At 65.3% G+C, this 25,625-nt stretch carries 22 protein-coding genes; 13 read left to right on the forward strand and 9 right to left on the reverse strand.

The annotated features are described in order from the left end of the window. Positions 1-51: 51 nt before the first annotated feature. The 6 genes from BraRD5C2_RS38125 to BraRD5C2_RS38150 all read left to right on the forward strand — a co-directional run bounded on the left by BraRD5C2_RS38125 (position 52) and on the right by BraRD5C2_RS38150 (position 10,624). Positions 52-2,718: a M1 family metallopeptidase gene (locus tag BraRD5C2_RS38125; protein ID WP_223977418.1), complete on the forward strand. Its 2,667-nt coding sequence runs from the start codon at positions 52-54 to the stop codon at positions 2,716-2,718. A gap of 78 nt (positions 2,719-2,796) precedes the next feature. Next, complete coding sequence (locus BraRD5C2_RS38130) at positions 2,797-4,449, forward strand: acetolactate synthase large subunit (RefSeq protein ID WP_223977420.1); 1,653 nt, start codon at positions 2,797-2,799, stop codon at positions 4,447-4,449. A gap of 138 nt (positions 4,450-4,587) precedes the next feature. Further along, entirely contained in the window at positions 4,588-6,228 is a 1,641-nt protein-coding gene (gene pgm, locus BraRD5C2_RS38135; RefSeq protein ID WP_223977422.1) for a phosphoglucomutase (alpha-D-glucose-1,6-bisphosphate-dependent), read from the forward strand. Positions 6,229-6,251: 23 nt separating this feature from the next. Beyond that, positions 6,252-7,208, forward strand: coding sequence for an NAD-dependent epimerase/dehydratase family protein (locus BraRD5C2_RS38140; RefSeq protein ID WP_223977424.1), 957 nt, complete (start codon positions 6,252-6,254; stop codon positions 7,206-7,208). Continuing rightward, positions 7,201-8,076 (forward strand): dihydrodipicolinate synthase family protein, encoded by an 876-nt coding sequence (locus BraRD5C2_RS38145; protein WP_223977426.1) that lies wholly within the window; start codon positions 7,201-7,203, stop codon positions 8,074-8,076. Before BraRD5C2_RS38140 ends, BraRD5C2_RS38145 begins: the two co-directional genes overlap by 8 nt. A 223-nt stretch (positions 8,077-8,299) precedes the next feature. Then, complete coding sequence (locus tag BraRD5C2_RS38150; RefSeq protein ID WP_223977428.1) at positions 8,300-10,624, forward strand: xanthine dehydrogenase family protein molybdopterin-binding subunit; 2,325 nt, start codon at positions 8,300-8,302, stop codon at positions 10,622-10,624. A gap of 198 nt (positions 10,625-10,822) precedes the next feature. Here the strand turns inward: BraRD5C2_RS38150 and BraRD5C2_RS38155 are convergent, their stop codons facing one another. From BraRD5C2_RS38155 to BraRD5C2_RS38165, 3 genes are read right to left on the reverse strand one after another with little or no spacing between them, the layout of a single operon-like run. Continuing rightward, entirely contained in the window at positions 10,823-12,019 is a 1,197-nt protein-coding gene (locus BraRD5C2_RS38155; RefSeq protein ID WP_223977430.1) for an acyl-CoA dehydrogenase family protein, read from the reverse strand. A gap of 13 nt (positions 12,020-12,032) precedes the next feature. Continuing rightward, a complete protein-coding gene (locus BraRD5C2_RS38160; protein WP_223977432.1) occupies positions 12,033-13,178 on the reverse strand; it encodes an acyl-CoA dehydrogenase family protein in 1,146 nt (381 codons plus the stop codon). A 4-nt stretch (positions 13,179-13,182) separates the two neighbouring features. Beyond that, positions 13,183-14,040, reverse strand: coding sequence for an enoyl-CoA hydratase (locus BraRD5C2_RS38165; RefSeq protein WP_223977435.1), 858 nt, complete (start codon positions 14,038-14,040; stop codon positions 13,183-13,185). A gap of 158 nt (positions 14,041-14,198) precedes the next feature. On the opposite strand from BraRD5C2_RS38165, the gene BraRD5C2_RS38170 reads away from it, so the two are divergent. Genes BraRD5C2_RS38170 through BraRD5C2_RS38180 form a run of 3 tightly spaced genes read left to right on the forward strand, consistent with a single transcriptional unit; the run spans position 14,199 to position 16,237 of the window. Then, complete coding sequence (locus tag BraRD5C2_RS38170; RefSeq protein ID WP_223977437.1) at positions 14,199-14,813, forward strand: LemA family protein; 615 nt, start codon at positions 14,199-14,201, stop codon at positions 14,811-14,813. A 22-nt stretch (positions 14,814-14,835) separates the two neighbouring features. Further along, positions 14,836-15,735, forward strand: a complete 900-nt coding sequence (locus BraRD5C2_RS38175; RefSeq protein WP_223977439.1) for a TPM domain-containing protein — start codon at positions 14,836-14,838, stop codon at positions 15,733-15,735. 4 nt (positions 15,736-15,739) lie between these two features. Further along, entirely contained in the window at positions 15,740-16,237 is a 498-nt protein-coding gene (locus tag BraRD5C2_RS38180; RefSeq protein ID WP_223977441.1) for a TPM domain-containing protein, read from the forward strand. Between the two features lie 199 nt (positions 16,238-16,436). Here BraRD5C2_RS38180 and BraRD5C2_RS38185 read toward each other — a convergent pair whose 3' ends face one another. From BraRD5C2_RS38185 to BraRD5C2_RS38200, 4 genes are all read right to left on the reverse strand, one after another. Further along, positions 16,437-17,051 (reverse strand): glutathione S-transferase family protein, encoded by a 615-nt coding sequence (locus BraRD5C2_RS38185; RefSeq protein WP_223977443.1) that lies wholly within the window; start codon positions 17,049-17,051, stop codon positions 16,437-16,439. A 103-nt stretch (positions 17,052-17,154) separates the two neighbouring features. Next, complete coding sequence (locus BraRD5C2_RS38190; protein ID WP_223977445.1) at positions 17,155-18,468, reverse strand: MFS transporter; 1,314 nt, start codon at positions 18,466-18,468, stop codon at positions 17,155-17,157. Between the two features lie 121 nt (positions 18,469-18,589). Beyond that, entirely contained in the window at positions 18,590-19,399 is an 810-nt protein-coding gene (locus BraRD5C2_RS38195; protein ID WP_223977447.1) for an MBL fold metallo-hydrolase, read from the reverse strand. Beyond that, positions 19,396-19,770, reverse strand: a complete 375-nt coding sequence (locus BraRD5C2_RS38200) for a Crp/Fnr family transcriptional regulator (protein ID WP_223977449.1) — start codon at positions 19,768-19,770, stop codon at positions 19,396-19,398. Before BraRD5C2_RS38200 ends, BraRD5C2_RS38195 begins: the two co-directional genes overlap by 4 nt. Before the next feature lie 204 nt (positions 19,771-19,974). On the opposite strand from BraRD5C2_RS38200, the gene BraRD5C2_RS38205 reads away from it, so the two are divergent. The 3 genes from BraRD5C2_RS38205 (at position 19,975) to BraRD5C2_RS38215 (ending at position 22,933) form a co-directional block, all read left to right on the forward strand. Continuing rightward, positions 19,975-21,030 carry a hypothetical protein gene (locus BraRD5C2_RS38205; protein WP_223977451.1) on the forward strand — a complete coding sequence of 352 codons (1,056 nt, stop codon included), beginning with the start codon at positions 19,975-19,977 and terminating at the stop codon, positions 21,028-21,030. Between the two features lie 90 nt (positions 21,031-21,120). After that, positions 21,121-22,668, forward strand: a complete 1,548-nt coding sequence (locus tag BraRD5C2_RS38210) for a hypothetical protein (protein ID WP_223977453.1) — start codon at positions 21,121-21,123, stop codon at positions 22,666-22,668. Positions 22,669-22,768: 100 nt separating this feature from the next. Then, positions 22,769-22,933 (forward strand): hypothetical protein, encoded by a 165-nt coding sequence (locus tag BraRD5C2_RS38215; RefSeq protein ID WP_223977455.1) that lies wholly within the window; start codon positions 22,769-22,771, stop codon positions 22,931-22,933. Between the two features lie 5 nt (positions 22,934-22,938). Here the strand turns inward: BraRD5C2_RS38215 and BraRD5C2_RS38220 are convergent, their stop codons facing one another. Continuing rightward, a complete protein-coding gene (locus BraRD5C2_RS38220) occupies positions 22,939-23,583 on the reverse strand; it encodes a glutathione S-transferase family protein (RefSeq protein ID WP_223977457.1) in 645 nt (214 codons plus the stop codon). Here BraRD5C2_RS38220 and BraRD5C2_RS38225 point away from each other — a divergent pair. Further along, positions 23,563-24,285 carry a TetR/AcrR family transcriptional regulator gene (locus BraRD5C2_RS38225; RefSeq protein ID WP_223977460.1) on the forward strand — a complete coding sequence of 241 codons (723 nt, stop codon included), beginning with the start codon at positions 23,563-23,565 and terminating at the stop codon, positions 24,283-24,285. The two genes, BraRD5C2_RS38220 and BraRD5C2_RS38225, sit on opposite strands and share 21 nt — an antisense overlap. 22 nt (positions 24,286-24,307) lie before the next feature. Here BraRD5C2_RS38225 and BraRD5C2_RS38230 read toward each other — a convergent pair whose 3' ends face one another. Further along, the gene (locus tag BraRD5C2_RS38230) at positions 24,308-25,513 is read right to left on the reverse strand and encodes a CaiB/BaiF CoA transferase family protein (RefSeq protein WP_223977463.1); all 1,206 of its coding nucleotides are present in this window, start codon (positions 25,511-25,513) and stop codon (positions 24,308-24,310) included. Positions 25,514-25,625 lie beyond the last annotated feature (112 nt).

Here is a 25,625-nt window from a genome sequence, read left to right on the forward strand (position 1 = left end):
AGTCCCTCCGCAACGACATCAGAAAATCCCGAGATCCCGGTGAGCTGCGCGATGAACAAGCCTGCAACCCATGTCCGAACCGCGTTGCTGCGTCGTCTTGCCACGGCAATCGGCTTGCTGCTGGCGACGGCCACTGCAGCGCTGGCCGAGCAGACATTTTCGTTCGACAGCACACCCGGGAAGTTGCCGAAGACGGTTGTGCCGTTGAGCTACGCGATCGAGCTGACGCCCGATTTCACCAGCCTGGCGCTGCCGGGTGTGGAGACCGTCGACATTGAGGTGCGCGCGGCGACGGCGCAACTCATGCTGAATGCGATCAATACTGCGTTCACCGAGGCCACGATCGACGACGGCGCACAGCGCGCGGAGGTCGTGAGCGACGCTACCGCGCAGACCGCGACGCTGACCTTCGCCAAGCCGCTTGCGGTGGGCCGGCACAAGCTCCGCATCGCGTTCACGGCGCAGATCAACAAATTCGGCACCGGGCTGTTTGTGGTCGACTATCCGACCCCGACCGGGATCAAGCGGTTGATCTCCAGCAAGCTGGAGCCGGCCGATGCAAGGCGGATCTTTCCGTGCTGGGACGAACCGTCGTTCAAGGCGAGCTTTGCGCTGACCGTCGTGATCCCGCGCAATCTGCTCGCGGTCGGCAACATGCCTGTGGCGAGCGAGGAGCCGGCAGCCGGCGATCGCAAGAAGGTCACGTTCGTGCCGACGCCGAAGATGTCGAGCTATCTGTTCGTGTTCACCGTCGGCGAGCTCGAACGCGTCACGGCGGATGCCGGCGGCGTCACCGTCGGCGTGGTGACGACGGAGGGCAAAAGCGGGCAGGGCCGGTTTGCGCTCGACAGCGCGGTGAAGCTGCTCGGCTATTACAACGACTATTTCGGCGTCAAATATCCGCTGCCGAAGCTCGATCTGATCGCCGTCCCCGGCGGGTTCGGCGGCGCGATGGAGAACTGGGGCGGCATCACCTTTTTCGAGAGCCGGCTGCTGTTCGACCCCGCGACCAACGCGGAGACCGCCAGGCGAGGCATCTTCGCCATCATCGCGCATGAGATGGCGCATATGTGGTTCGGCGACTTCGTCACCATGGCGTGGTGGGACAATCTTTGGCTCAACGAGGGCTTTGCCAGCTGGATGGCGACCAAGGCGTCGGAGCAGTTCTATCCGCAATGGCAGAGCTGGCTGAACGGTACCAGCGCGAAGCAGTTTGCCATGGCGCTCGATGCGCGTCGCACCTCACATCCGGTGCAGCAGCCGATCGCCGATCACAGCGAAGCGGTCACGGCGTTCGACGCCATCACCTACAACAAGGGCCAAGCGCTGATCCGCATGCTCGAGACCTATCTCGGCGAGCAGGCGTTCCGCGACGGCATCCGCAAATACATGGCCGCGCATGCCTACAGCAATTCCACCACCGCCGATCTCTGGCAAGCGCTCGAGACGTCCGGCGGCAAGACGATCACCGGCATCGCCGCCTCCTTCACCGAGCAGGACGGCGTGCCGCTGGTCGTGGCCGAGACGGCCTGCGATGGCACGGCGCAGCGCCTGATGTTGCGGCAGGACCGCTTCGTGATCGCCCCGGCCAACGATCCGCCGCTGCCGACCCACGACTGGCAGATCCCGGTTGCGGCTGGACCTGCGCAGGGCAAGCCGTTTGACGAGATCCTGCTGAAGGGTAGTACAGATATTCCGGCCGGCGCATGCGGCGATGCGATCAAGGTCAATCTCGGCGATGTCGGCTACTTCAGGGTCGAATACGGCCCCAAGAACCGTGCCGCATTGTTGAACGCCTTCCCGCAAATGCAGGTCGTTGACCGGCTCAATGTCGTCACCGACAGCTGGGCGCTGGTGCAGGCGGGCCGCGCTGAAGCACCGTCCTATCTCGCGCTGCTCGATGCGCTCGATACCGGCGACCATCGCGCGGTGTGGGATCAGGTGATCTCGACATTTGCTGCGCTCAACCGCCTGTCGCGCGACCGCAGCGAACGGGGTGTGATCCAGGCCTATGCCCGCGCCAAGCTGCGCCCGGTGTTCGACCGGATCGGATGGGATGGCGGCGGCTCGGGCGACGACGACACCGCGCTGCTCCGCGCGAGCCTGATCTCGACGCTTGGCGACCTCGGTGACGCGGCCATCATCGCCGAGGCGAAGCGGCGCTTTGCAGCGTTCCTCGAAGATCCCAAATCGCTGGCGACCTCGCTGCGCGATGCGGTCACCCATGTCGTCGGCATCACGGCCGATCGGGCGACGTATGACAAACTGCTGGCGCTCGCGCGCAACAGCACGGCGACCAATGAACGGCTGCGCTATTATTTCGCGGCGGCCAGCGCCCGCGATGCTGAGCTGGCGCGCGCGACGCTGGCGTTGACGCTGACCAACGAATTGCCCGACACGATCGTCACAGGGATGATCAATTCGGTTGCGTCCGCAGGCGAGCATCCGCAGCTCGCCTGGGACTTCGTCCAGGCGAATTTCGATACGTTGCTGGCCAGGCAAGGGCCGAACTTCCGCGACCAGTTCGTGCCGAACTTCATGATCAATTTTACCGATCAGGACCACGCGGCACAGCTCGCCGCGTTTGTCCCGTCGCAATCGACCAGCGGCGGGCGGGTGACGGTGGCGCGCTCCTTGCAAGCGATCGCGATCTCGGCCGATCTTGCCGCACGTGTGCTCCCCGCCGCCGACGCCTGGATCAGGGCGCACAAGCCGTGAGATCGCGAGGGAGTTTCCGGCGGCGCGCGATGCGGCTATGCTCCGCGCGCGGCATGCAATCAACGATGCGAGGCTGATATGGTCAAAGGTTCCGATTTGCTGGTCGCCGCCCTCGAGAATGAGGGCGTGGAACGGGTGTTCGGCGTTCCCGGCGAGGAGAATCTCGACGTCGTCGAGAGCCTGCGCAAATCCTCGATCGAGCTGATCGTGACCCGCCACGAGCAGGCGGCCGCGTTCATGGCGGCGACCTATGGCCGGCTGACCGGAAAGCCCGGCGTCTGCATGACGACGCTCGGCCCCGGCGCGCTCAACCTGACCACGGGTGCGGCCTATGCGCTGCTCGGCGCGATGCCGATGGTGATGCTCACGGGCCAGAAGGGCATCTTGAGCAGCCGGCAGGCCAAGTTCCAGATCGTCGACATCGTCAACACGTTCCGTCCGCTGACCAAGCTGTCGCTGCAGATCGTCAGCGGGGCAACCATTCCGACGTTGGTCCGCGACGCTTTCCGGATCGCAACGCAGGAACGGCCGGGGCCGGTGCTGCTCGAACTACCGGAGGATATCGCGCGCGAGGAGATCGCGCCGGTCGAAATCGTGCCGCCGCACCCGATCGAAATTCCGATCGCGCATGCGGCTGCGCTCGACCGCGCCGCCGACATGATCCTGAAGGCGCAGCGTCCGCTGATCATGCTTGGTGCTGCGGCATCGCGCCCGCGCTCGACCGCCGGCATCGGCGACTTCGTGCGGCGAACCAAGATCCCGTTCTTCACCACCCAGATGGGCAAGGGCACGGTCTCCGGCGGCACCAACCAGTATATGGGGACGGCCGCGCTGAGCGAGCGCGACTATGTGCACGAGGCGATCGACCGCGCCGACCTAATCATCGCGATCGGTCACGACACGATCGAGAAGCCGCCCTTCATCATGGGGCCGAAGGGCCCGCAGGTGATCCATGTCAGCTACACGGCGGCGAATGTCGAGCAGGTCTACTTCCCGCAATGCGAGGTGATCGGCGATGTCGGGCCGAGCCTCGAGCTGCTGGCCGACCGTGTCGCGGGAAAGCTGCCGTCGGCCAGCGCGCTGCTCAGCCTGCGTGAAAGCATCCTGGCGAAGATCACCGATCGCGCCACCGAGGGCCGCTGGCCGCCGACGCCGCAGCGCATCGTGCACGATGTGCGCCAGGTCATTCCCGAGGACGGCATCGTCGCGCTCGACAACGGCATGTACAAGATCTGGTTCGCGCGCAACTACCGTACGCTGCTCGCAAACTCGCTGCTGCTCGACAACGCGCTCGCCACCATGGGCGCCGGCCTGCCGTCGGCGATGATGGCGGCGATGCTCTATCCGAAGAACCGCGTGCTCGCGGTCTGCGGCGATGGCGGCTTCATGATGAACTCGCAGGAGCTCGAAACCGCGGTCCGCCTCAAGCTCAATCTGGTGATCCTGATCCTGGAGGATTCCGCGTACGGCATGATCCGCTGGAAGCAGGCGGTCGACAACTTCCCGGATTTCGGCCTTACTTTCGGCAATCCGGATTTCGTCAAATACGCCGAGAGCTACGGCGCCAAGGGTTCGCGGATCGAGAGCACGGAGGCGATCGTCCCGACCCTGGAGCGCGCCTTCTCCGGCGGCGGCGTGCATCTCGTCGTGGTGCCGGTCGATTATACCGAGAACAAGCGGGTGCTGGTCGACGAGCTGCGCGAGAAGGTAAAGCAGATCGACGTCGAATAGCGGATTGCCGCAGACGGCACGGAACGAAATGCCGTCGGCTTGATTGAACGTAAGCCGCCATGGTAGCACGCCCAGATGTTACGCAATGAGCATCACTCGTTGTGCTGATGGTCGGCGATACCAGATCTGAGAGGTCACGTGACTGCACCAAATCCTGCCGCCGGCAAACCCATCGATCCCGCCGCCCTTGCCAATGTACCGCGGCTGGTCACGGCGTATTTTGCCGGCAAGCCCGACGCCAGCGATCCCACCCAGCGGGTTGCTTTCGGCACCTCGGGCCATCGCGGCTCGTCGCTGAAGAATTCGTTCAACGAGGACCACATCCTCGCCACCACGCAGGCGATCTGCGACTATCGGCGCGAGAAGGGGCTCACCGGTCCGCTGTTCATCGGCATCGATACCCATGCGCTGGCCGAGCCGGCGCTCGCCAGCGCGGTGGAAGTGTTCGCGGCGAACGGCGTCGAGATCATGATCGACGCGCAGGGCGGCTACACCCCGACGCCGGTGATCTCGCACGCCATCCTGAGCTACAACAAGGGCCGCAGCAGCGGCCTTGCCGACGGCGTTGTCATCACCCCGTCACACAATCCGCCGGAGGACGGCGGCTACAAGTATAATCCGCCGCATGGCGGCCCGGCCGATACCGATGTCACCGCCGTGGTCGAGAAGAATGCCAACCGCACCATCGAGGCCGGCCTCAAGGGCGTCGCGCGGATGCCCTATGATCGCGCGCGCAAGGCGGCGACCACGCATCTGCATGACTACATCACGCCCTACGTCGCCGATCTCGGCAACACCGTCGATCTCGCGCTGATCAAATCCGCCGGCGTCAGGATCGGCATCGATCCGCTCGGCGGCGCCGCGGTGCATTACTGGCACCCGATCATTGCGCGCTACGGCATCAACGCGTCAGTGGTCAACGAGGCGGTCGATCCGACCTTCCGCTTCATGACCGCGGATTGGGACGGCAAGATCCGGATGGACTGCTCGTCGCCTTATGCGATGGCGAGCCTGATCGGGATGCGCGACCGGTTCGACGTCGCTTTTGCCAACGACACCGATGCCGACCGGCACGGCATCGTGACCCGCTCGAACGGGCTGATGAACCCGAACCATTTCCTCGCCACCGCGATCGCCTACCTGTTCGCGCACCGGCCGCAATGGAGCAAGGATGCCGCTATCGGCAAGACCATCGTGTCGAGCTCGATCATCGATCGTGTGGCGAAGAAGCTCTGTCGCAAGCTGGTCGAGACGCCGGTCGGCTTCAAATGGTTCGTCGAAGGGCTCGGCAGCGGCGGCTTCGGCTTCGCCGGCGAGGAGAGCGCCGGCGCATCGTTCCTCAAGCGCGACGGCTCGGCCTGGACCACGGACAAGGACGGCATCATCCTCGGCCTGCTGGCCGCGGAGATCATCGCCAAGACCGGCCGTGATCCCAGCGAATTGTTCAACGAGCTGACCGCCGAACTCGGCGTTCCCTATTATGAGCGCATCGATGTCGCGGCGACGCCGAAGCAGAAGAATGCGCTGAAGGCGCTTGGGCCCGGGCAGCTCAACATGACCGAGCTCGCCGGCGATCCGGTGCGCGCGGTCAGGACCAAGGCGCCGGGCAACGATCAGCCGTTCGGCGGCATCAAGGTCGAGAGCGAGGCCGGCTGGTTTGCCGCGCGTCCCTCCGGCACCGAGGATGTCTACAAGATCTACGCCGAGAGTTTTCGCGGGCCGGATCATCTGAAAAAGATCCAGGGCGACGCGCAGGCCGCGATCGCCAAGGTGTTCTGAGGGCACAGGTCCGGGCGGAATTCATGCGCGTATTGTTGACCGGCTCCTCCGGCTGGCTCGGCTGCTTCCTTGCGCCGCGGCTGCGGCAGGCCGGCCATGACGTGATCGGCCTCGACGTCGTTGCGGGCGAGGCGACCCATGTGGTCGGCTCGGTGGCCGACCGGTCGGTGGTCGATCGGGTGTTCGGCGATCACGGCATCGAGGCCGTGATCCATGGCGGCGCGCTGCACAAGCCTGATATCGCGCGGTTCGCGCCGCAGGCCTTTGTCGAGGTCAATGTCTCGGGCACGCTCAATCTACTGCAGGCGGCAGTGGCCAACGGCCATGACCGCTTCGTCTTCACCTCGACGACCTCGCTGATGATCTCGCAGGCGATCCGCGACGAGGAAGGCCATGCGGCGGTGTGGCTCGACGAGGCGACAGGACCGCTCGAGCCGCGCAACATCTACGGAGTGACGAAACTTGCCGCCGAAGGGCTGTGTCGGCTCTTCAGTCGCGAGCATGGGCTGAATTGCGCAGTGCTGCGCACCAGCCGCTTCTTTCCCGAGAACGACGACACCATCCGCAACATCCACGGCGAGAACCTGAAGGCGACCGAATTGCTGTATCGCCGCCTGACGGTCGAGGATGCCGCCGATGCCCATGTCGTGGCGCTGGAGAAGATCCGCGGCTTCGAGGTGTTCGTGATCAGCGCGCCGACGCCGTTTGCGCGCAGCGATGTGGCCGACCTGAAGACGGACGCGGCCGGCGTGATCGCGCGCCATTTCCCCGATGCTTCGGCGCTGTTCGAGCGCCAAGGCTGGCATTTGCCGAAATCGATCGGCCGGATCTACGATGCGAGCAAGGCCGAGCGGCTGCTCGGTTTCCGCGCGGTAACCGACTTTGCAGCGGTGCTCGGCGCCCTGCGCAGCGGCGAGCCGCTTCCCTTTGCGCACGATCCCGATTATGTCTCGCCGTCAACGAGGCTCGCAAATGGCTGATTTTCACGGCGTCTTTCCCTACCTGGTGTCCCCGGTCGATCCCGCCGGCCATGTCCGCACCGAGGTGCTGGGCCGGCTCTGCGACGATCTGATCAAGGCCGGTGTCCACGGGCTGACGCCGCTCGGCTCGACCGGCGAATTCGCCTATCTCAACAATGCGCAGCGCATGCAGGTGGTGGCGACCACGATCGAGGCCGCGCAGGGCCGCGTTCCTGTTGTCGCCGGCGTCGCCTCGACCTCGACGGCGGATGCGGTGGCGCAGGCCAAGGCCTATCAGAAGCGCGGTGCTGCCGGCATTCTCGCGATCCTGGAGGCCTATTTTCCGCTCGGTGACGCGCAGGTGGAATCCTATTTCCGCGCCATCGGTGACGCCGTCGACATCCCGGTTGTGATCTACACCAACCCGAATTTCCAGCGCTCCGACCTCACGCTCGACGTCATCGCGCGCCTCGCCGAGCATCCGCGCATCGGCTACATCAAGGACGCCTCGACCAACACCGGCCGGCTGCTGTCGATCATGAACCGCTGCGGCGACAGCCTGAAAGTGTTCGCGGCCTCCGCCCATATTCCAGCCGCGGTGATGCTGATCGGCGGCCATGGCTGGATGGCGGGACCTGCCTGCATCATCCCGCGGCAGAGTGTCGAGCTCTACAATCTCTGCCGCCGCGCCCGCTGGGACGAGGCGATGGCCCTGCAGCGCAAGCTCTGGCGCATCAACGAGGCGTTCGCCCGCTTCAACTTGGCGGCCTGCATCAAGGCCGGGCTCGCGATCCAGGGCTACGATGTCGGCGACCCCGTGCCGCCGCAGGCGCCGCTCACGGCCGAGCAGCGCAAGGTGGTCGAGGCCGCGTTGCACGATCTCGGTTGAAGCCGGCTTGCGCGTTGCATCGGCTCTAACCATCTCGTCGTTCCGGGGCGATGCGTTAGCATCGAACCCGGAATCCATAACCACCATCGGGAGTATGGATTCCGGGCTCGCGCCAAGGGCGCGCCCTCAGATGCGCAATTGCGCATCGGGGAATGACAGCCAGTTGTGAAGCTCCGAAAATCCGTTAAAACCCGCCGAAATTTCTGAAATCAAGGACCCTCCGATGAACATTCTTCCCGGTAATATGCGTTTTGGTGCGGGCCAGCCGGTCAAGCGCCTGGAAGACCAGCGGCTGCTCACCGGGAAGGGGCATTTCATCGACGACAAGCCGCAGGACGGCGCGCTCTGGCTGCACGTGCTGCGCTCGCCGCATGCGCATGCCAACATCAAGTCGATCGACGCCAAGGCGGCGCTCGAGATGTCCGGCGTCAAGGCGGTCTATACCGGCGCCGACCTCGTGAAGGACGATATCGGCACGCTGCCGACGCTCGCGATCTTCAAGCGCCTCGATGGCTCGCCGATGACCGTGCCGCCGCGGCGCCTGCTGGCGCATGAGGTTGTGCGCTACGCCGGCGAGGGTGTCGCGGCAGTGGTCGCGACCTCGCGGGTGCTGGCGCAGACCGCCGCCGAGGCGATCGAGGTCGATTACGAGGTGCTGCCTTCGGTGGTCGATCCGGTCGAGGCGATCAAGCCGGGCGCGCCGGCGGTCTGGCCGGAGGCGCCCGACAACATCGTGGCTGCGATGAGCTATGGCGACGCCGCCAAGGTTGAGGCAGCCTTCGCCGGCGCCGCGCACAAGGTGTCGCTCGACCTGGTCAGCCAGCGCCTGGTGCCGTCGGCGATGGAGCCGCGCTCGACCATTGCCGAGATCGAGAAGAAGACCGGCCGGCTGATTCTCCACGTGCAGTCGCAGACCCCGGGCTCGACCCGTGATCTCCTGGCGGAATCGATCCTGAAGCGGCCAAAGGACAGCGTGCGCGTGCTGGTCGGTGATATCGGCGGCGGCTTCGGCCAGAAGACCAGCCTGTATCCCGAAGACGGCATCGTCGCCTATGCCGCGACCAAGCTGAACGAGAAGATCCGCTGGCGCGGCGACCGCACCGACGAGTTCGTCGGCGGCACTCACGGCCGCGACCTCACCTCGACCGGCGAGTTCGCGCTCGACGCCAAGGGCCGCGTGCTGGCCTACCGCGTGCGTTCGATCGGCGGCACCGGCGCGTACTCGTCGGGCACCGCCAACATCATTCCGCTCGTGCTCGGCCCGTTCGTGCAGACCGGCGTCTACGATCTGCCGCTGGTGCATTTCGAGGTGAAGTCGGTCATGACCAACACCGCGCCGGTCGGCGCCTATCGCGGCGCCGGCAGGCCGGAAGCGGTGTTCATCGTCGAGCGGTTGTTCGATGCCGCCGCACGCCAGATCGGCATGGACCCGCGCACCATCCGCAAGGTCAACTACATCAAGCCGGCGCAGCTGCCCTACACCAACGCGGTCGGGCAGGTGTACGACTCCGGCGCCTTCGCCCACATGCTGGAGCGCGCGTCCGACTTGGCCGACTGGAACGGCTTTGCCGCGCGCAAGAAGGCGGCGAAGAAGAAGGGCCTGCTCTATGGCCGTGGCCTGACCAGCTACATCGAATGGACGGGCGGCCGCGCCCACACCGAAAACGTCTCGCTGCATGCGACCGCCGAAGGCCGCGTCGTCCTGCATTCCGGCACCATGGCGATGGGGCAGGGCCTCGCCACCACCTACACCCAGATGATCGCGGATACGCTCGGCATCGCCATGGACAAGATCGACGTGATCCAGGGCGACACGGATCTTGCCACCGGCTTCGGCAGCGTCGGCTCGCGCTCGCTGTTCGTCGGCGGCACCGCGGTTGCGGTCTCCAGCAACGACATGATCAACAAGGCGCGCGACAAAGCCTCCCACCTGCTCGAAGCCTCCGTCGGCGACATCGAGTATCGCGACGGCTTCCTCACCGTGGTCGGCACCGACAGGCGCATCAGCCTGTTCGAGATCGCGAAGAAAGAAAGCGGCGCCAAGCTCTCGGTCGAGAGCGAGGGCAATGTCGACGGCCCGAGCTGGCCGAACGGCACCCACATCTGCGAGGTCGAGATCGATCCCGAGACCGGCGTGACGCGAGTGGTGCGCTACACCACGGTCGACGACGTCGGCGTCGCGGTCAATCCGATGCTGGTGACGGGGCAGGTGCATGGCGGCGTCGTCCAGGGCATCGGCCAGGCCCTGTACGAAGGCGTGGCCTACAGCGAGGAAGGCCAGCTGCTGACCGCAAGCTATCAGGACTATTGCATTCCGCGCGCCTCGGACGTTCCGCCCATCACGGTGACGCTCGATCCCTCCGCGCCGTGCAAGACCAATCCGCTCGGCGCCAAGGGCTGCGGCGAGTCGGGCGCCATCGGCGGGCCGCCCTGCATCACCAACGGCGTGATGGATGCGCTGAGCGAGGTCGGCATCACCCAGCTGAATACGCCGCTGACGCCGGTGAAGATCTGGCAGGCGATCCAGGACGCGAAGGCGGGGGCTTAAGCGCTGATGCCTTCACCCTCCCCTGGAGGGGGAGGGTCGTCGCGCATCGTCAGATGCGTGACGGGGTGGGGTGATCTCTCAATTGAGGCAGTGCTCGCGAGGAGGGACTTTCACCCCACCCCGTCGCTCCTTTTAGTCGCTTCGACCCTCCCCCTCCAGGGGAGGGTAGGGGGAACGGCGAATTCGCTCAAACGCGGCCTACAGCCCCAACACCATCTTCGCGATGATGTCGCGCTGGATCTCCGATGAGCCGCCGAAGATCGTATATGCCCGCCCGTTGAGATATTCCGGCACCACCGGCAGCAGTTCTTCCGGGATCGCCGGCTCGTGGTTGAGCCGGTAGAACGGCCGCGCCGGTTCGACGGCAAGACCGTCCTGGCCGATCACGTCGACGCCGAGCCGCGTCACGGCCTGGCGGATCTCGCTGACCCGCAGCTTGATCAGCGACGACACCGCGCCGGGATTCTGCCCGGTCTGCAGCGCCGACAGCACCCGCAATTCGGTCATCTCGAGCGCATCGATATCGACCTCGACCTCCGACATTCGTATGGCGATGTCGGGGTCCTCGATGGCGCGGCCGGTGATCTCGGAACCGGCGAGATCGGAGATCGTCTTCAGCGCCTCGCGCAGCTTGGCGGAGGCGATGCCGGAGCCGCGCTCGAACTCGAGCAGATATTTGCCGTAGGTCCAGCCCTTGCCTTCCTCGCCGACCCGGTTGGCGACGGGCACGCGGACGTCGTCGAAGAACACCTGGTTGACCTCGTGGTCACCGCCGATGGTCAGGATCGGGCGCGTGGTGATTCCAGGCGTCTTCATGTCGATCAGGATGAAGCTGATGCCATCCTGCTGCCGCTCGCCGTCATTGGTGCGCACCAGCGCGAACATGCGGTTGGCGTGGTGCGCATGCGTGGTCCAGATCTTGGTCCCGTTGATGATGTAGTCGTCGCCGTCGCGCACCGCGCGGGTCTTCAGCGACGAAAGGTCGGAGCCCGAACCCGGCTCGGAATAACCTTGGCACCAGTAGTCTTCGCCGGAGAGGATCCGCGGCAGGTAAAAGTTCTTCTGCTCGGGCGAGCCGAAGCCGATGATGACGGGACCGACCATCTTCACGCCCATCACGTTGACATTCGGCACGCCGGCGCGGGCGCATTCGGCCTCGAAGATCCAGCGCTGCGCTGGCGTCCAGTCCGGCCCGCCATGGTCGACCGGCCAGCCCGGCGCGCCCCAGCCCTTGGCGTGCAGCGCGCGCTGCCAGGCCATGCCGATATCGGGATCGGAGAACACCGACGGCGTCAGCGCGGTGGCGCGCTTCATTTCCGGCGTCAGGCTCTCGGCGATGTAGTCGCGGACTTCCTTTTCGAAGGCGCGTTCCTCGGCACTGAAGGTGAGATCCATGGTGCGCTCTCCGTTAGGCGTGGGCGCGGCCGCTCAGCGCGGCGTGGCGGCGATAATGATGGGCGCTGCTGCCGAACAGTGTGTCGAAGGCGAGCAGCCGCTTGAAATAGGCGCCGATGTCGAGCTCTTCGGTGACGCCCATGGCGCCGTGCAGCTGCACCGCCTGCTCGGCGACGAAGCGCGCGCATTTGCCGATCTTCGCCTTGGCGCCGGACGCCGCGCGGCTGCGCGCCATCGGCTCGGCATTGGCCATCAGCGCGGCGCGCAGTGCCATCGAACGCGCCTCGTCGACCTGCATCGCCACGTCGGCGAGCCGATGGCGGATCACCTGGTTGGCCGACAGCGGCCGGCCGAACTGTTTTCGAATCTTGGTGTATTCGAGCGTGGTGTCGAGCAGCGTCTGCATGATGCCGACCGCCTCGGCGCCGAGCGCGGCCATCGCGCGGTCGACCACGGTCTCGATCGCGGGCAGCGCATCCTTGCCGTCGCCGAGCAGCGCGTCGGCCGGCAATTGCACATCCCTGAGATCGAGGTTGCAGCCGCGGCCGCCACCGAGCCGCGCGTAGTCGCGCAGGGTGAGGCCGGGTGTTCCTGCCGGCATCAGGAACAGGCCAAGCTTGCCCGATGCGCCATTGGCATTGGCAACGCGGGCCGAGACGATGATCTGGCTGGCCGATGCGCCGTCGAGCACCGCGATCTTGCTGCCGTTCAGCCGCCAGCCATCGCCGGTCTTGGTAGCCGTCGTGTCGACATGGCCGAGGTCGAAGCGCGCGGCGCGCTCCGAATGTGCGAAGGCGAGCGTGAGCGCGCCCTCGGCGACCTTGGGCAGGATCGCCTGCTGCTGCGCCTCGGTGCCGCATTCGGCAACCAGCGCGGCGCCGACCACGACGGTGGAGAGGAACGGCTCGGACACCAGTCCGCGTCCGAATGCCTCCATCAACAGTCCGATCTCGATCGCGCCGCCGCCAAGCCCGCCATGGGCTTCGCTGATCGGCAGCGCCAGCCAGCCGAGCTCGGCAAACTGTTTCCAGATTGCGGGCGAATAACCCAGCGGGTCGTTCGCCGTCTTCTTGCGATGCTCTGACTTGAAGGTCTCCGCCACGAAGCGGTCGGCACTTTCGCGCAGCAGCCGCTGCTCGTCGCTGAGGGTGAGGTCCATCTGGTCACTTCACGTTGGCGTTTTTCTTGACGGAGGGATGCAGACCCGCGGGGTCTACCACCATTCCGTATTCCTGAAGATTATGTGCGTGGCAGAGCTGATGCAGCGCGAAGGCCTGATCGATCGCAGCCGGTTGTCCCATGATGTCGATCGAGCGGTTTACCGCCTCCTTGGACAGCTTCAGCGCGAAGGCGGGTTTGGCCGCGATCCTGCGCGCCAGCGCCAGCGTGAAGGCGGAGAGATCGCCGCGCGACACCACGTGATTGACCATGCCGAGGCGATGCGCCTCGTCGGCGCTCCAGACGTCGGCGGTGAACAGCATCTCCTTGGCCTTTCGCGCGCCGAGCTCCCAGGGATGCACGAACCACTCGACGCCGCAGACGCCCATCGTCACCACGGGATCGCAGAACTCGGCATCACTGCTGGCGACAATCAGGTCGCAGGCCCAGGCCAGCATCAGCCCGCCGGCGATGCACTTGCCATGCACTTCGGCGATCGTGGGCTTGGCGAGATTGCGCCAGCGCCGTGTGATCTGCAGGTAGATCTCCTGCTCGCGCGCGAAGCGCCCATGCGCGTTTGGTTCGGCGAAGCCGCCCCAATTTCCGACTGGCGGGAAATCGACGCCGGCCTGGTTCTTGGCCCCAGGCCTGAGATCATGACCGGCCGAGAAATGCGGGCCGTTGCCGGCGAGGATGATGACCTTGATTGCGTCGTCCTGCACCGCCTGGTCGAAGGCGGTGTTGAGGTCGTAGGTCATCTGCAGGTTCTGGGCGTTGCGCGCCTCGGGCCGGTTCATCACGATCCGCGCAATCGCAGGATCAGGCCGTTCGACGACAATCGTCTCGAATTGTTCAGACGCCAATGGATCCTCCCAGGATCGATTTTCCTGGCATGATGAACGGCGCAGGGAGGGATAGGCAAGGGCCATCATCGGCAAAACCGGCCGCGAATCCCGCCACGCGGGATTGTCGGGCGAAAATCTGTTACTCTGATCAAGAATCCACCGGGAGGACCATCTTCATGCGCAAGCTTTGGACCGTGCTGGCAGCGCTGGCGACATTGAGTCTGACAAACTGCGGCTACAACGCGATCCAGACCAACGACGAGACGGTCAAGTCGAGCTGGTCGGAGGTGGTGAACCAATACCAGCGGCGCGCCGATCTGGTGCCGAACCTGGTCAACTCGGTGAAGGGCTTTGCGCAGCAGGAGAAGGACGTGCTGCTCGGCGTCACCAACGCGCGCGCCAAGGTCGGCAGCATCCAGGCGACGCCCGAGGTGCTGAACGATCCGGCCGCGTTCCAGAAGTTCACGCAGGCGCAGGGCGAACTGACCAGCGCGCTGTCACGGCTCCTGGTCGTCACCGAAAATTATCCGCAGCTGAAATCGGATGCGCTGTTCCGCGATCTGATGGCGCAGCTCGAAGGCACCGAGAACCGCATAACGGTGGCGCGCAACCGCTACATCAAGGCGGTGCAGGACTATAATGTCGGCATCCGCACCTTCCCGAACAATCTGACCGCGATGGTGTTCGGCTACAAGGAGAAGCCTAACTTCTCGGTCGAGAACGAGAAGGAGATTTCGACCGCGCCGAAGGTCGATTTCAATCCGGCGCCGGCGCCCGCGCCGTCGAAATAGCGGCGGCGTGCCCACCAGCGCGATGACCGCCGCACGCATCATCCTGCTTGCCTTGCTGCTGGGCTTCGTGTGCCCGGCGTGGGCCGAGGTCGCGGTGCCCCAGCTCACCGGCCGCGTCGTCGATCAGACCGGGTCGCTGTCGGCGAGTGACGTGGCCTCGCTGAACGACAGGCTGAAGGATCTGGAGACCCGCAAGGGCAGCCAGATCGCGGTCCTGATCGTGCCGACCACAGGCGAAGAGACGATCGAGCAGTTCTCGATTCGCGTTGCCGAGGCCTGGAAGATCGGGCGCAAGAAGATCGACGACGGCGCGCTATTCGTCGTCGCCAAGAACGACCGGCATTTGCGCATCGAGGTCGGCTACGGCCTCGAAGGCGTGCTGAGCGACGTCGTCACCCACCGCATCATCGACGAGGACGTCACGCCGAAATTCAAGGCCGGCGATTTCGCCGGCGGCATCTCGGCCGGCGTCGACCGCATGATCCGCCTGATCAATGGCGAGCAGCTGCCGGCGCCGGAGCCCGAACATTGGCAGGGGCCGAACCTGGTCGACTTTGCCAATCCGGTCGTGATCTTCGTCGTCATCATCGTCGCCAGCGTGTTGCGCGCGATGCTGGGGCGGCTGTTGGGCTCGGCCGCGACCGGTGGCATCGTCGGTGTCTTCACCTGGATGGTCGCCGGTTCGCTCGCCACCGCCATGGTGATCGGGCTATTCGCGGCCGTTGCGGCATTGATCTTCGGCGGATTGAATTTCGGCGGTCCGGCGGCCGGCTCGGGACCGTACCGGCGTGGCGGCGGTTATTCCGGCGGCTGGTCGGGCGGCGGTGGCGGCTGGAGCAGCGGCTCGAGCTCGAGCGACAGCGGTGGCTTCAGCGGCGGAGGCGGCAGCTTCGGCGGCGGCGGCGCTTCGGGGAGCTGGTAGGCATATGAGCATCAAGCGCATCGGCAAGCATCTGCTCGAACACCGCTGGCGCGTGCGGCGCGAGTTTCCGCCGCGCGTGCTCAGCGCCATCGAGCAGGCGATCAAGGTCGGCGAGGCGACGCATTCCGGCCAGATCCGCTTCGTCGTCGAGGGCGCGCTCGACGGCGTGCCGCTGTTCCGCAATCAGCCGGCGCGGGAGCGGGCGCTCGACATATTCGCGCATCTGCGGATCTGGGACACCCATCATAACAACGGCGTTCTGATCTATCTTTTGCTCGCCGACCGCGACGTCGAGATCGTCGCCGATCGTGGCATCGATGCGAAGGTCGGCCACGTCGGTTGGGAAACGATTTGCCGCGCAATGGAAGCGGACTTTCGGGCAGGCCGGTTCGAGCAGGGCGTGATCAAAGGGATCGAGGCGGTGTCGCGGGAGCTCGCGCAGCATTTCCCGCACGTCGCCGGCGGCCCGAACGAGCTGCCGGACAAGCCGGTGGTGATTTAAGCGACCAACGATTTGGTCCGGTGGTCTTCATCCTCCCCTGGAGGGGGAGGATCGACGCGAATGCAATGAGCGGCGAGGTGGGGTGAAGGTCTCTCCGCGTGAACGCTGCCCGAGTGGAGAGATCACCCCACCTCGGTTCGCACTGCGCTGCGCTTCATGCGAACCGATCCTCCCCCTCCAGGGGAGGATAAGAAGAGCCCTACGCCTTCACCGACGGCCGCGCGCCGACGCGGTTGAACCAGACCACGATGTTGGCGTTCGACTGGTCCAGCGGCTGGCCGACCTGGTTGCCGAAATCGAGCCAGCAATAGAGCAGCATGTCGGCGAGCGTGAAGCGCTTGCCGCAGATGTAGTCGCGGCCGTCGGCCATCTGGTTATCAAGCCATTTGATGCGGTTGGCGGCGATCATCTTCAGCCCGGGCGAGGCCTCGGGCGCGACCGGAATGCGCTTCTCGAAGAATTTCAGCGCCTCGCCGAAGCGATAGCCGTTGGCGAGCGGCTCGGCGATGTTGAGATCGACGCGGCGCGTCCACATCCGGCACTCCGCGCGCTCTTCCGGCGTGGTGCCGATCATCGCGGGCGAGGGGTGCTTCTCCTCGAGATATTCGCAGATCGCCGTGATCTCCGAGAGGTAGTTGCCGCAGTCGAGCTCGAGCGCCGGCATCTGGCCGTGCGGATTGCGCTTCAGATGCGCTTCCTCGCGGTTCTCGCCCTTGCGCAGGTCGACGGCCTCCTTGGGTATCTCGATGCCCTTCTCCGCCATGAACATGCGCACGATGCGCGGATTGGGTCCGATCGAGTCGTAAAGCTTCATGGTCCTCGCTCCCTGTTCTTCAGCGTTGTTGTTGCCGTTGTTGAACAGGCCACGCGCGGATTTGTCAAATGCAGCGGCGTATGTGCGGTCGCGCACGTGGAGATCATTGCGCCGGTTGAGTTGCGATCCCCGGCACGGACGGCCGCCCGCGATAGACCGCCAGACCCACGAGACCCACTGCCGCGGCGAACAGGATGTAGTAGACGGGAGCAGCCTTGTCGCCCGTCGCCTGGACCAGCCAGGTGTTGATGAACGGCGCCAGTCCGCCGAACAGCATCACGGCGAGATTGTACATCAGCGATGCTCCGGTCGAGCGCACGCCGACGGGAAATATCTCGGTCATGAAGGCCGGCATCGGCCCGGCCAGGGCGCCGAGCAGGACTGCGACGATCTGCAACTGCCAGAGGTTCGCGGTGGTCGGGGCGGCGACGAGCCGCTGCAGGATCACATAGAACAGCAGGCTGTAGACGATCAGCGCCGGAACGAGCACTGCGCGGCGACCGATCCGGTCGGAGAGCGCGCCGCTGGCCACCGCCACCGCCGCATTGATGAGGCTGACGACGAGCAGGCCGAGCTGTGCATTCAGGATCGGCAGCTTCAGCTCGGCGACCGCATAGGTCGGCAGAAAGATCGCGTTGACATAATTGATCGCCGTACCGGCCGCGATCAGGCAGAACGAGGCAATCAACTCGCGTGGATGTTCGGAGAACAATTGGCCGAGCGTGGTCTGCTTGCTCGGCTGCGCCGTCGCAGCCTTCTCGGCAAGATACGCCTTGAATTCGGGTGACTCGTCGCACCGTTGGCGCAAGTACCATCCCGTCGGCCCGATCAGAATGCCGAGGATGAACGGCACGCGCCAGCCCCAGCTCGCGAAGGCGTCGGGCGTCAGGCCGAGATTGAGACCGATCGCCATCGCGGCACCAAGGCCGAATGCCAGCGACTGCGACACCATCTGGAACGAGCCGTAGAAGCCGCGCCGGCCGGGCGGCGCGAATTCGATCAGCATCGCGCTGGCGCTGCCGAACTCGCCGCCGGCGGAAAAGCCCTGGATCAGCCGCGCCAGCAGCAGCAACAGCGGCGCTGCGATTCCGATCGCGCCGTAGGTCGGCAGCAAGCCGAGCAGGCCGGTGCCGACAGCCATCAGCGATATCATCACGACCAGCGCCTTCTTGCGGCCGTGCTTGTCGGCATAGAGCCCGAACACCAGGCCACCCAACGGCCGGGCCGCAAAGGCGATCCCGAATGTCGCGAAGGTCAGCAGCAGCGACGAATGCGGATTGTCCGCCGGAAAGAACAGCTTGCTCAGGATGCCGGCGAACAGGCCAAAAACGGTGAAGTCGAACCATTCGAGCGCGTTGCCGATCGTGGAGGAGATCACCACCCGGCGGCGCATCTGCGCCATCGTGTCAGCCTGCATTGGTTTTGCCTCCCCGCTGTCGGCAACGGCTTGCATCGCCGAGCCCATGATTTTTGTCGTTGAGCCGATCCTAGTGCAAAGTGATGGCGGGCCACAACGGGCGGCTTGCCGGGGCCGAGCGTCAATCGTCGAGCTTGTTGAGATCGCGCACCGACTGCATGATCGGCTCGAAATTCGACCGCGCATCGAGCGCGTCGAACAACTGCGCGGTGTCCTCGAGGAGGGCATGCGAGCGCTGGAGCGCGATCCGCACGTCGTCCTGCGGCGTGTCGGACAGCCGGCCATGACCCGACAGCAGGATCTTCGAATTGAGGCCCTTCAGCCGCTCCAGCGACTGGATGTAGTCGGCAATCGAGCCGGAGCCGAACACGCCGCCCATCACGCCGCCGGGCATCAGCGTGTCGGCGGCGAACAACAGCCCCTTGTCCTGATCGAACAGCGAGATGCAGGCCGAGGTGTGGCCCGGCGTGTACATCACGTTGAGACGGAAATTGCCGAGGTCGATCAGATTGCCTTCCTCGAGCCAGATGTCGATGTCGATCGGCACGTTCGGCTCGTTGAACATCTTGCGCAGCATCGAGAAGTCGTCGCGCAGCATGATCTTGTTGGCGGCGAGCCGGTGCGCGGCGATGTAGGCTGAGCCATGGAAATGATAGGCCGCGCCGATATGATCGAGATGCTCGTGGCTCAGCACCACCATGTCGATCATCCCCGGCGTTATGCCGAGATGGTCGAGACAGGCGACCAGCGACGGATAGTTGGTCGACAGTCCGACGTCGATCATGATGGTGCGCTTGCTGCCGCGCACGAGATAGGCGTTCGCCGCGCGGTTCTTGAAGCGGATCTGGTAGACGTCGTCGGCCGCCTGGATCAGCGTGGCGACGTCGGCCTCGAACAGCGTCTTGAACGGGCTCGGCTTGCGCTCGCTCATGGGGTGGCCGCCGCTCGGTAGGTGACGGCGTTGGATGCGCGCAGGCGTTTCGAGAGCGCATCCATCACCATCAGCGCGAAGGCTGGCTGCTGGCTGACCAGATAGACGAAGCGGGCGTGGTTGATCCGCATCACCCGCGTCGCGGGCGCGGAGGCAATCGCGGTTGCGGAGCGCGCCGAGCCGTCGATCACGGCCATCTCGCCGAAAAACTCGCCCTTGCCGAGGCTGACGATGACCGTCTTGTTTCCGCCATCGGTCTTGGCGATGTCGACGGTGCCGTCGAGCACGACAAACAGCTCGCGGCCGGTCGAGCCTTCCTCAAAAATGACGTCATCGACATCAAATTCGTTGATGCACTTCTCGATCGTCATGGCGCTCTCCTGCCTTCTGGCTGGAAGACGGCGGTATGTTAGTCGGGAAAACGCCGCGCGCAAACGGAGCTGACGCAGATTGCCGCATGGCAACATCGCCCAAATCCGGCCCGGAAAACTCCCTAAAATTTAGGTAATGGCGGCGTGGGGTAACCATTTCGCAAGCAATAAAAGTTACCGAATTGTCAACCCAGTCTGGAGACTTTGAACGTGAGTGAGCAGCAGAGCGAGCCGGTCAGCGGTCAAGCCGGCGCCGAGACGGCGGCGAAGAGCGAGCCCGTGGTGGCGGCGGCCGGTGTCGAGGCTCCCAGGCTTGCGCCCGAGCAGGAAGAGACCTCGCCAAAGGCCGACGCGCCCAGGATGGACGCGCCGAAGGTTGAATCCCCGAAGGCTGAGCCCTCCCGGCTCGATCCCATGATTGAGGCCAAGATCGACGCGAAGATCGAGCCGACCAACATGGACGTGCCCAAGGTCGAGACCGGCAAGCGGGAAGAGCCGCGTTTCCCGGGCAAGCTGATGATCATGGCGCCCGGTGACCGGACCTGGGACCACGAGGCATCCGCCTCCGAGCAGGGCGCCAAGACAGCAGGCAAACCGGCCGGCACGCGCCGGTTCGGGGCCATGGCCGCCGTGATTGCGCTGGCGACCGTGGCAGGGGCCATCGGCGGCGCGCTCGCGACCGCCGGGCTCGGCCATCTCGCCGCGCCCGCCGCTGCCTCCGTCAGGGATGTGGCTGCCAACGACGGTGCCAAGGACGCTGCCGCCAAGGAAGCGGCCGACGCCGCGCTCGCCCGGATCGAATCCGAGATCACGGCGCTCAAGGCCAGCGTGGAGCAGACCGCCAAGGCCGGCCAGGCCCAGTTCAGCAAGGCCAGCGACCGGATCGAGAAGGTCGAGAAGGCCCAGGCCGAGCCGATCGCCAAGCTCAACAAGCTCAGCGAGACCGTCGATAAGCTCCGCGCCCCGCAGACGGCCGTCGCTGCCACGACGCCGGCCCGCGAGGTGACCGGCTCGATCCCGCCGGCGACTGCCGCGGCAGCACCGGCCGCCCCCAGGCCGGAGGTCGGCCGTATGCCGGTGGTCGACGGCTGGTCGCTGCGCGACGTCGGCAATGGCGGCGCACTGATCGAAGGCCGCGGCGGCATCTACGAGGTTTACGCCGGCGATCCCATCCCCGGCCTCGGCCGCGTCGACGCGATCCGCAAGCAGGACGGCCGTTGGGTGGTGGTCACCAGCAAAGGCTTGATCGTCTCCCGCTGATCTGCGAAACGCGACGATACCAAGGCGCTTCACCGCGATGTGAAGCGCCTTTTTTCTTGAATAGGGTTTGCCGTGCGGTGTTAGTGGGGCATGAGCCGCGTGCTGAAATGCCTCCTGGTGATGTCCGTTCTGCTCGGTGGCGCCGTGCCCGCACGCGCAGCGGATGATCGCGCGCTCGAGCGCGGCGCGGCGGTGATCGATCCCGCGATCCTGCGCGAGCTCGATCATGACCGCTTTGGCCTCGGCCGGATGCTCTCGCCGGAACGTTCCGCCGACACGCCGCTGTCGAACCGCGATCTGTTCGGGTTGCCTGCGATGGTGCCGGTGCGCGAGGCGCTCGATCGCGAGTTCAATGGCTATGTCGCGAAGCACGAGGCAGGCCTGCCGAACGAGAGCATCGGCGTCGGCGACGGCTTTGCGTTCCAGCTGTTCGATCGCGGGCTGTTTGAATCCGCTGACGTTCGCTTCGTGCTGTCAGGCATCGTCAACCGCATGGATCGCGCCTATGTGGCGCCGAAAGATTGCGGCGAGATCCGGCTGATCTATCGGCTGACCCGCACCGACGTGCCGCTGATCGGCGAGAACGCGGTGTCGCAGCGGCTGCCGATGACGCTGAACCTGGTGCTGAAGGCAAAGGGCGACGGCAACGACGTGTCGCTGACCTGCCGCGACCTCGCGCGGCGCTGGCTCGCGACCGCAAGCGCACCGCCGGCGATGGACAGGCTGTTCGGCAAGGACGGCCCGCTCGACCTGATCGATGCCCGGAATATCGACCGCATCGAGACCAATCTGCAGATCGCTCACGCGCCGAAATCCGCGGTGCGCGACTTCCGCACCGACTATCTCCTGAAAGTGTTCGACTATGATGGCACGACAAAACGCTTTGCCGAGGCGCCGCTGGAGAACCAGATCGATCGCGATCGCATTCTGGCCGACGAGGCGCTGAAGCGCGACTTCAAGGCATGGCTGCTGGATCCCAGGCATTTTGCCGAGCTCGATCGCGGCACCCTGCTGATCCCCGATCGCTTCCTTGCAACCGGCGCGGTCGCACCGACGCCGACCGGTTTCGACGTCAGCGCTTTGGAGCCTGAGTTCGGGATGGTGCAGGGCGAGGGGACGGCCGGCCCGGCGGTGTTCTCGGAAGGTGACGTGGTCGGCGCATTGCAGAAGGCCGCGGCGGACGGGACGAATCTGCAAAACATCAAGTCGCTGGCCGGCTTCGAGCGCCGCCTCAACGACGTCACCTGCGCCGGCTGCCACCAGACCCGCGGCATTGGCGGCTTCCATTTCCCCGGCGTCGACTGGATGGCGGCAAAGCCGTCGAACTCCACCGTGGTGCCAGCCTCGCCGCATTTCTTCGCCGATCAACCTCGCCGCCGCGACATCCTCACAAGCTTCCGCGACGGCAAGGCGCCGGACTTCTCGCGCGGCTTCTCCAACCGGCCGCAGTTGCGCGCCAGCGCCGAGCTTGCCGGTACCGAATACAGCGATGGCTGGGGCGCACACTGCTATCTGCCGGGCGAAAGGCCGGCCGAGACCGACCGCAGCTTTCGCGGCTGGACCTGCGCCGAGGGCCTCGCCTGCCAGGTCGCGGGGAAGACCTCCCGCATGGGCATGTGCTTCGTGAAGGGGCGGTGATTCCAGCCGGAACCGAAGCGGCTGCGCGTCATTATTTGATGCTACATTGTGGTTCGCGACCACGACCCGAACAGCCCAGCCCTTGAGCGGAGACCGGCCGATGAGTGCTCCCGAGCAGGACAAGCAGCGCAACCGCGAGATCGCGGCCAACGAGGCCGAGCGTCAGGCGGTGAGCGCCGTCCGCGTCAGCAGCTGGGCGATCGGGCTCGCGGTCATCATCGGCATTATCGTTGTGGCCGTTGTCTGGTCCTGGTTGAAGCGCTGATTTTCCTACACATAGTGCTTCAGGCGCGGGCCGGGCAGCAGGTCATAGGCCGATTTCCAGCCGGGCAGGGCGGCGATGCGGCCGAGCCAGGCGCTGATGTTGGGATGGCTGGTCGCAAAATCGTAGTCGGTCTCGTCGCCGGGATAATGCAGATAGGCCATCATCGAGAAATCCGACACCGTCGGCCGCTCTCCGATCATGAAGGCGTTGTTGCCGACGTGCTGGTCGAGAATGCCGAGGAAGTCGTCGAGCCGCGCGCGAAAATGCTTCAGCACCTTCGGATCGGCTGACGCCGTGAAGGTGCGCATGAAGCGATAGGTCGCCATGTAGCCGGAGAGCTTCTGGTTGTCCCAGAACAGCCAGCGCAGCAGCTCGAACTTCTCCGCCGGCGTTTCGCCGCCGAATTTTCCGTATTGCTCGGCAAGCTGCAGCAGGATCGGCGCGGTCTGGGTGCGGCGCTCACCGTCGACCTCGAGCACCGGAATCTCGCCCATCTCGTTGACGGTGGCGCGCCATTGCGCGGTCCGGGTCATGCCGCCGCCAAAATCGGTCCACACCGGCTCGAACGTCTTGCCGCACAGCGTGAGCATCAGCGCGAGCTTGTAGCTGTTGCCGGATTCCGGGAAGTAATGCAGGCGGTAACGGGGCATCGTCGAGGTCCTCAGATGCTTGTCGATTTACTCGACGATACGTATATTCCGCAAAACAGAACATTTGTTCTGTTGATTCTGCATGGCAGGACTGAGCGGCAATCGATGAAGCGCAGCGAACCGGAGAGCGGAGGCCGCGAGCGTCCGGTGATGGAAGCGACGCTTCGGATCATCGGGCGCAAGGGCCTCGACGGCGTGACCCACCGGGCGGTGGCGGCGGAGGCGGGCCTGTCGCTCGGCGCGATCACCCATCACTTCAAGACACGCGACGCGCTGATCGACGGCGCCCTTCGTTTCGCCCTGGCCCGCGAGACCGGCCGCCTGCAAGCGCTGGCGCTCAGCCTGCAAGGCAAGGCGTTCGATGTCGAGGCGTGGCTGGAATCCCTGGTGGGCTGGTACGATCACGAGCTGAAGACGCGGGCCGAGATCCACATCGCCTGCTACGAAGCCTTCCTGGCCGCAGCGCGCAGCGAGCGCTACCGGACCGTGGTCGAAGAGTGGTTCGGTGTCTTGCGGCAAAGCGCCGAGCTCGCCTTGCGCGCGGGCGGCTCAGCAGAGCCGCGCCGGCATGCGGAATTGTTCGTGTCCGCGCTGATCGGAATGCTGCTGCAACAACTCGCAAACCCCCGTCGCGGATTTCGGCGAGAGATGGCAGCGAGCCTGCTTGCGCTGATCAGGAGCCTGATCGGCGCAAGGGCCTAGCGGGCCGTCGCGTCGGGCGGCCTTACGCCACCGCGCCGGAGGCGCGCAGCTTCTGGATCGTGGCCTCGTCATAGCCGGCCTGGCGCAGGATCTCGTCGGAATGCTCGCCGACTTCGGGCGGCTTGCGCGGCTGCACTTTCTTGGCGCCATCGATGAAGATCGGGCTGTTGACGGTCAACATGGTGTCGTTCTCAAAGCGCACCAGCACCTCGTTCTCGATCATCTGCTTGTCGTTCGGGATGTCGTCGAGGATGCCGACGACGCCGAACACCAGGCCGTTGCCGTCGAGGATCTTGCGCCATTCGGCGAGGTCCTTGCCGGCGAACACCTCGTCGAAGATCTTGATCAGCTCGACCGAGCGCGCATGGCGGTCCGCCTTGGTGGCGAAGCGCGCATCGGCGACGAGGTCCTCGCGGCCCATGCAGCGCGCCAAGGTCGGCCACTGCCGGTCCTCGTTCAGCAGCGACAGGATCAGCCAGCGGCCGTCCTTGCACTTGTAGTGGTTGGTGACGGCGTTGAGCGCCTCTTCGCGCGGCTTGCGCTTCTTGAACTTGGCGCCGGCGAGCTTGGCCTGCGCCAGCACGCCGTTAGCCCAGACGCCGTTGGCCATCAAATTGGTCGAGACATGCGAGCCCTTGCCGGTCTTCTCGCGCTGGAACAGCGCGGTGACGATCGCGCCATAGAATGCCATCGCGCAGGGGTGATCGCCCATGCCGGCCACCGAACGGGCCGGCGTGGTGTCCTCGTCGGCGCGCACCAGGTCCATCAGGCCGGAGCGGGCCCAATAGGCGTTGGAGTCGAAGCCCGGCTTGTTGGCCTCTTCGCCCTTCTCGCCGTAACCGGTGAACGAGGCATAGATCAGCCGGTCGTTGAGATGGGCGAGATGATCGTGGGTGATACCGAGCTTCGCCCGCACCTGCGGCGGCATGTTGGTGATGAACACGTCGGCCTCGGCGACGAGCTTGTAGAGCACCTCGCGCGCGTCAGGCTTGGTGAGGTCGAGCGCGAGGCTCTTCTTGTTGCGGGCCTCGAGCATCCACGCGAAATTGTGCTCGCTTGCGGGATAGCCGGGCAAATTGGGCAGATTGCGGTAGGGATCGCCGGCGCCGGGCGGCTCGATCTTGATGACGTCGGCGCCGAAGTCGGACAGCACGGTGGCGGCCGCGGGCGCCGCGATGAAACTCGCGCAGTCCAGGACCTTGAGCCCGTCAAAAATGCCTTTTTCCATCGTGCCGTCGCTCCCGTGGCGCTTGTTGGTGTTTTTCCGGTAGCTGGAATAATCGCAAGCGATGATCCCGATCGGACCGCCATTTGACCCATGTCAGGGGCACGATGCAACG

Source organism: Bradyrhizobium sp. RD5-C2 (assembly GCF_019972155.1).
In the GTDB taxonomy this organism is placed as follows: Bacteria; Pseudomonadota; Alphaproteobacteria; order Rhizobiales; family Xanthobacteraceae; genus Bradyrhizobium.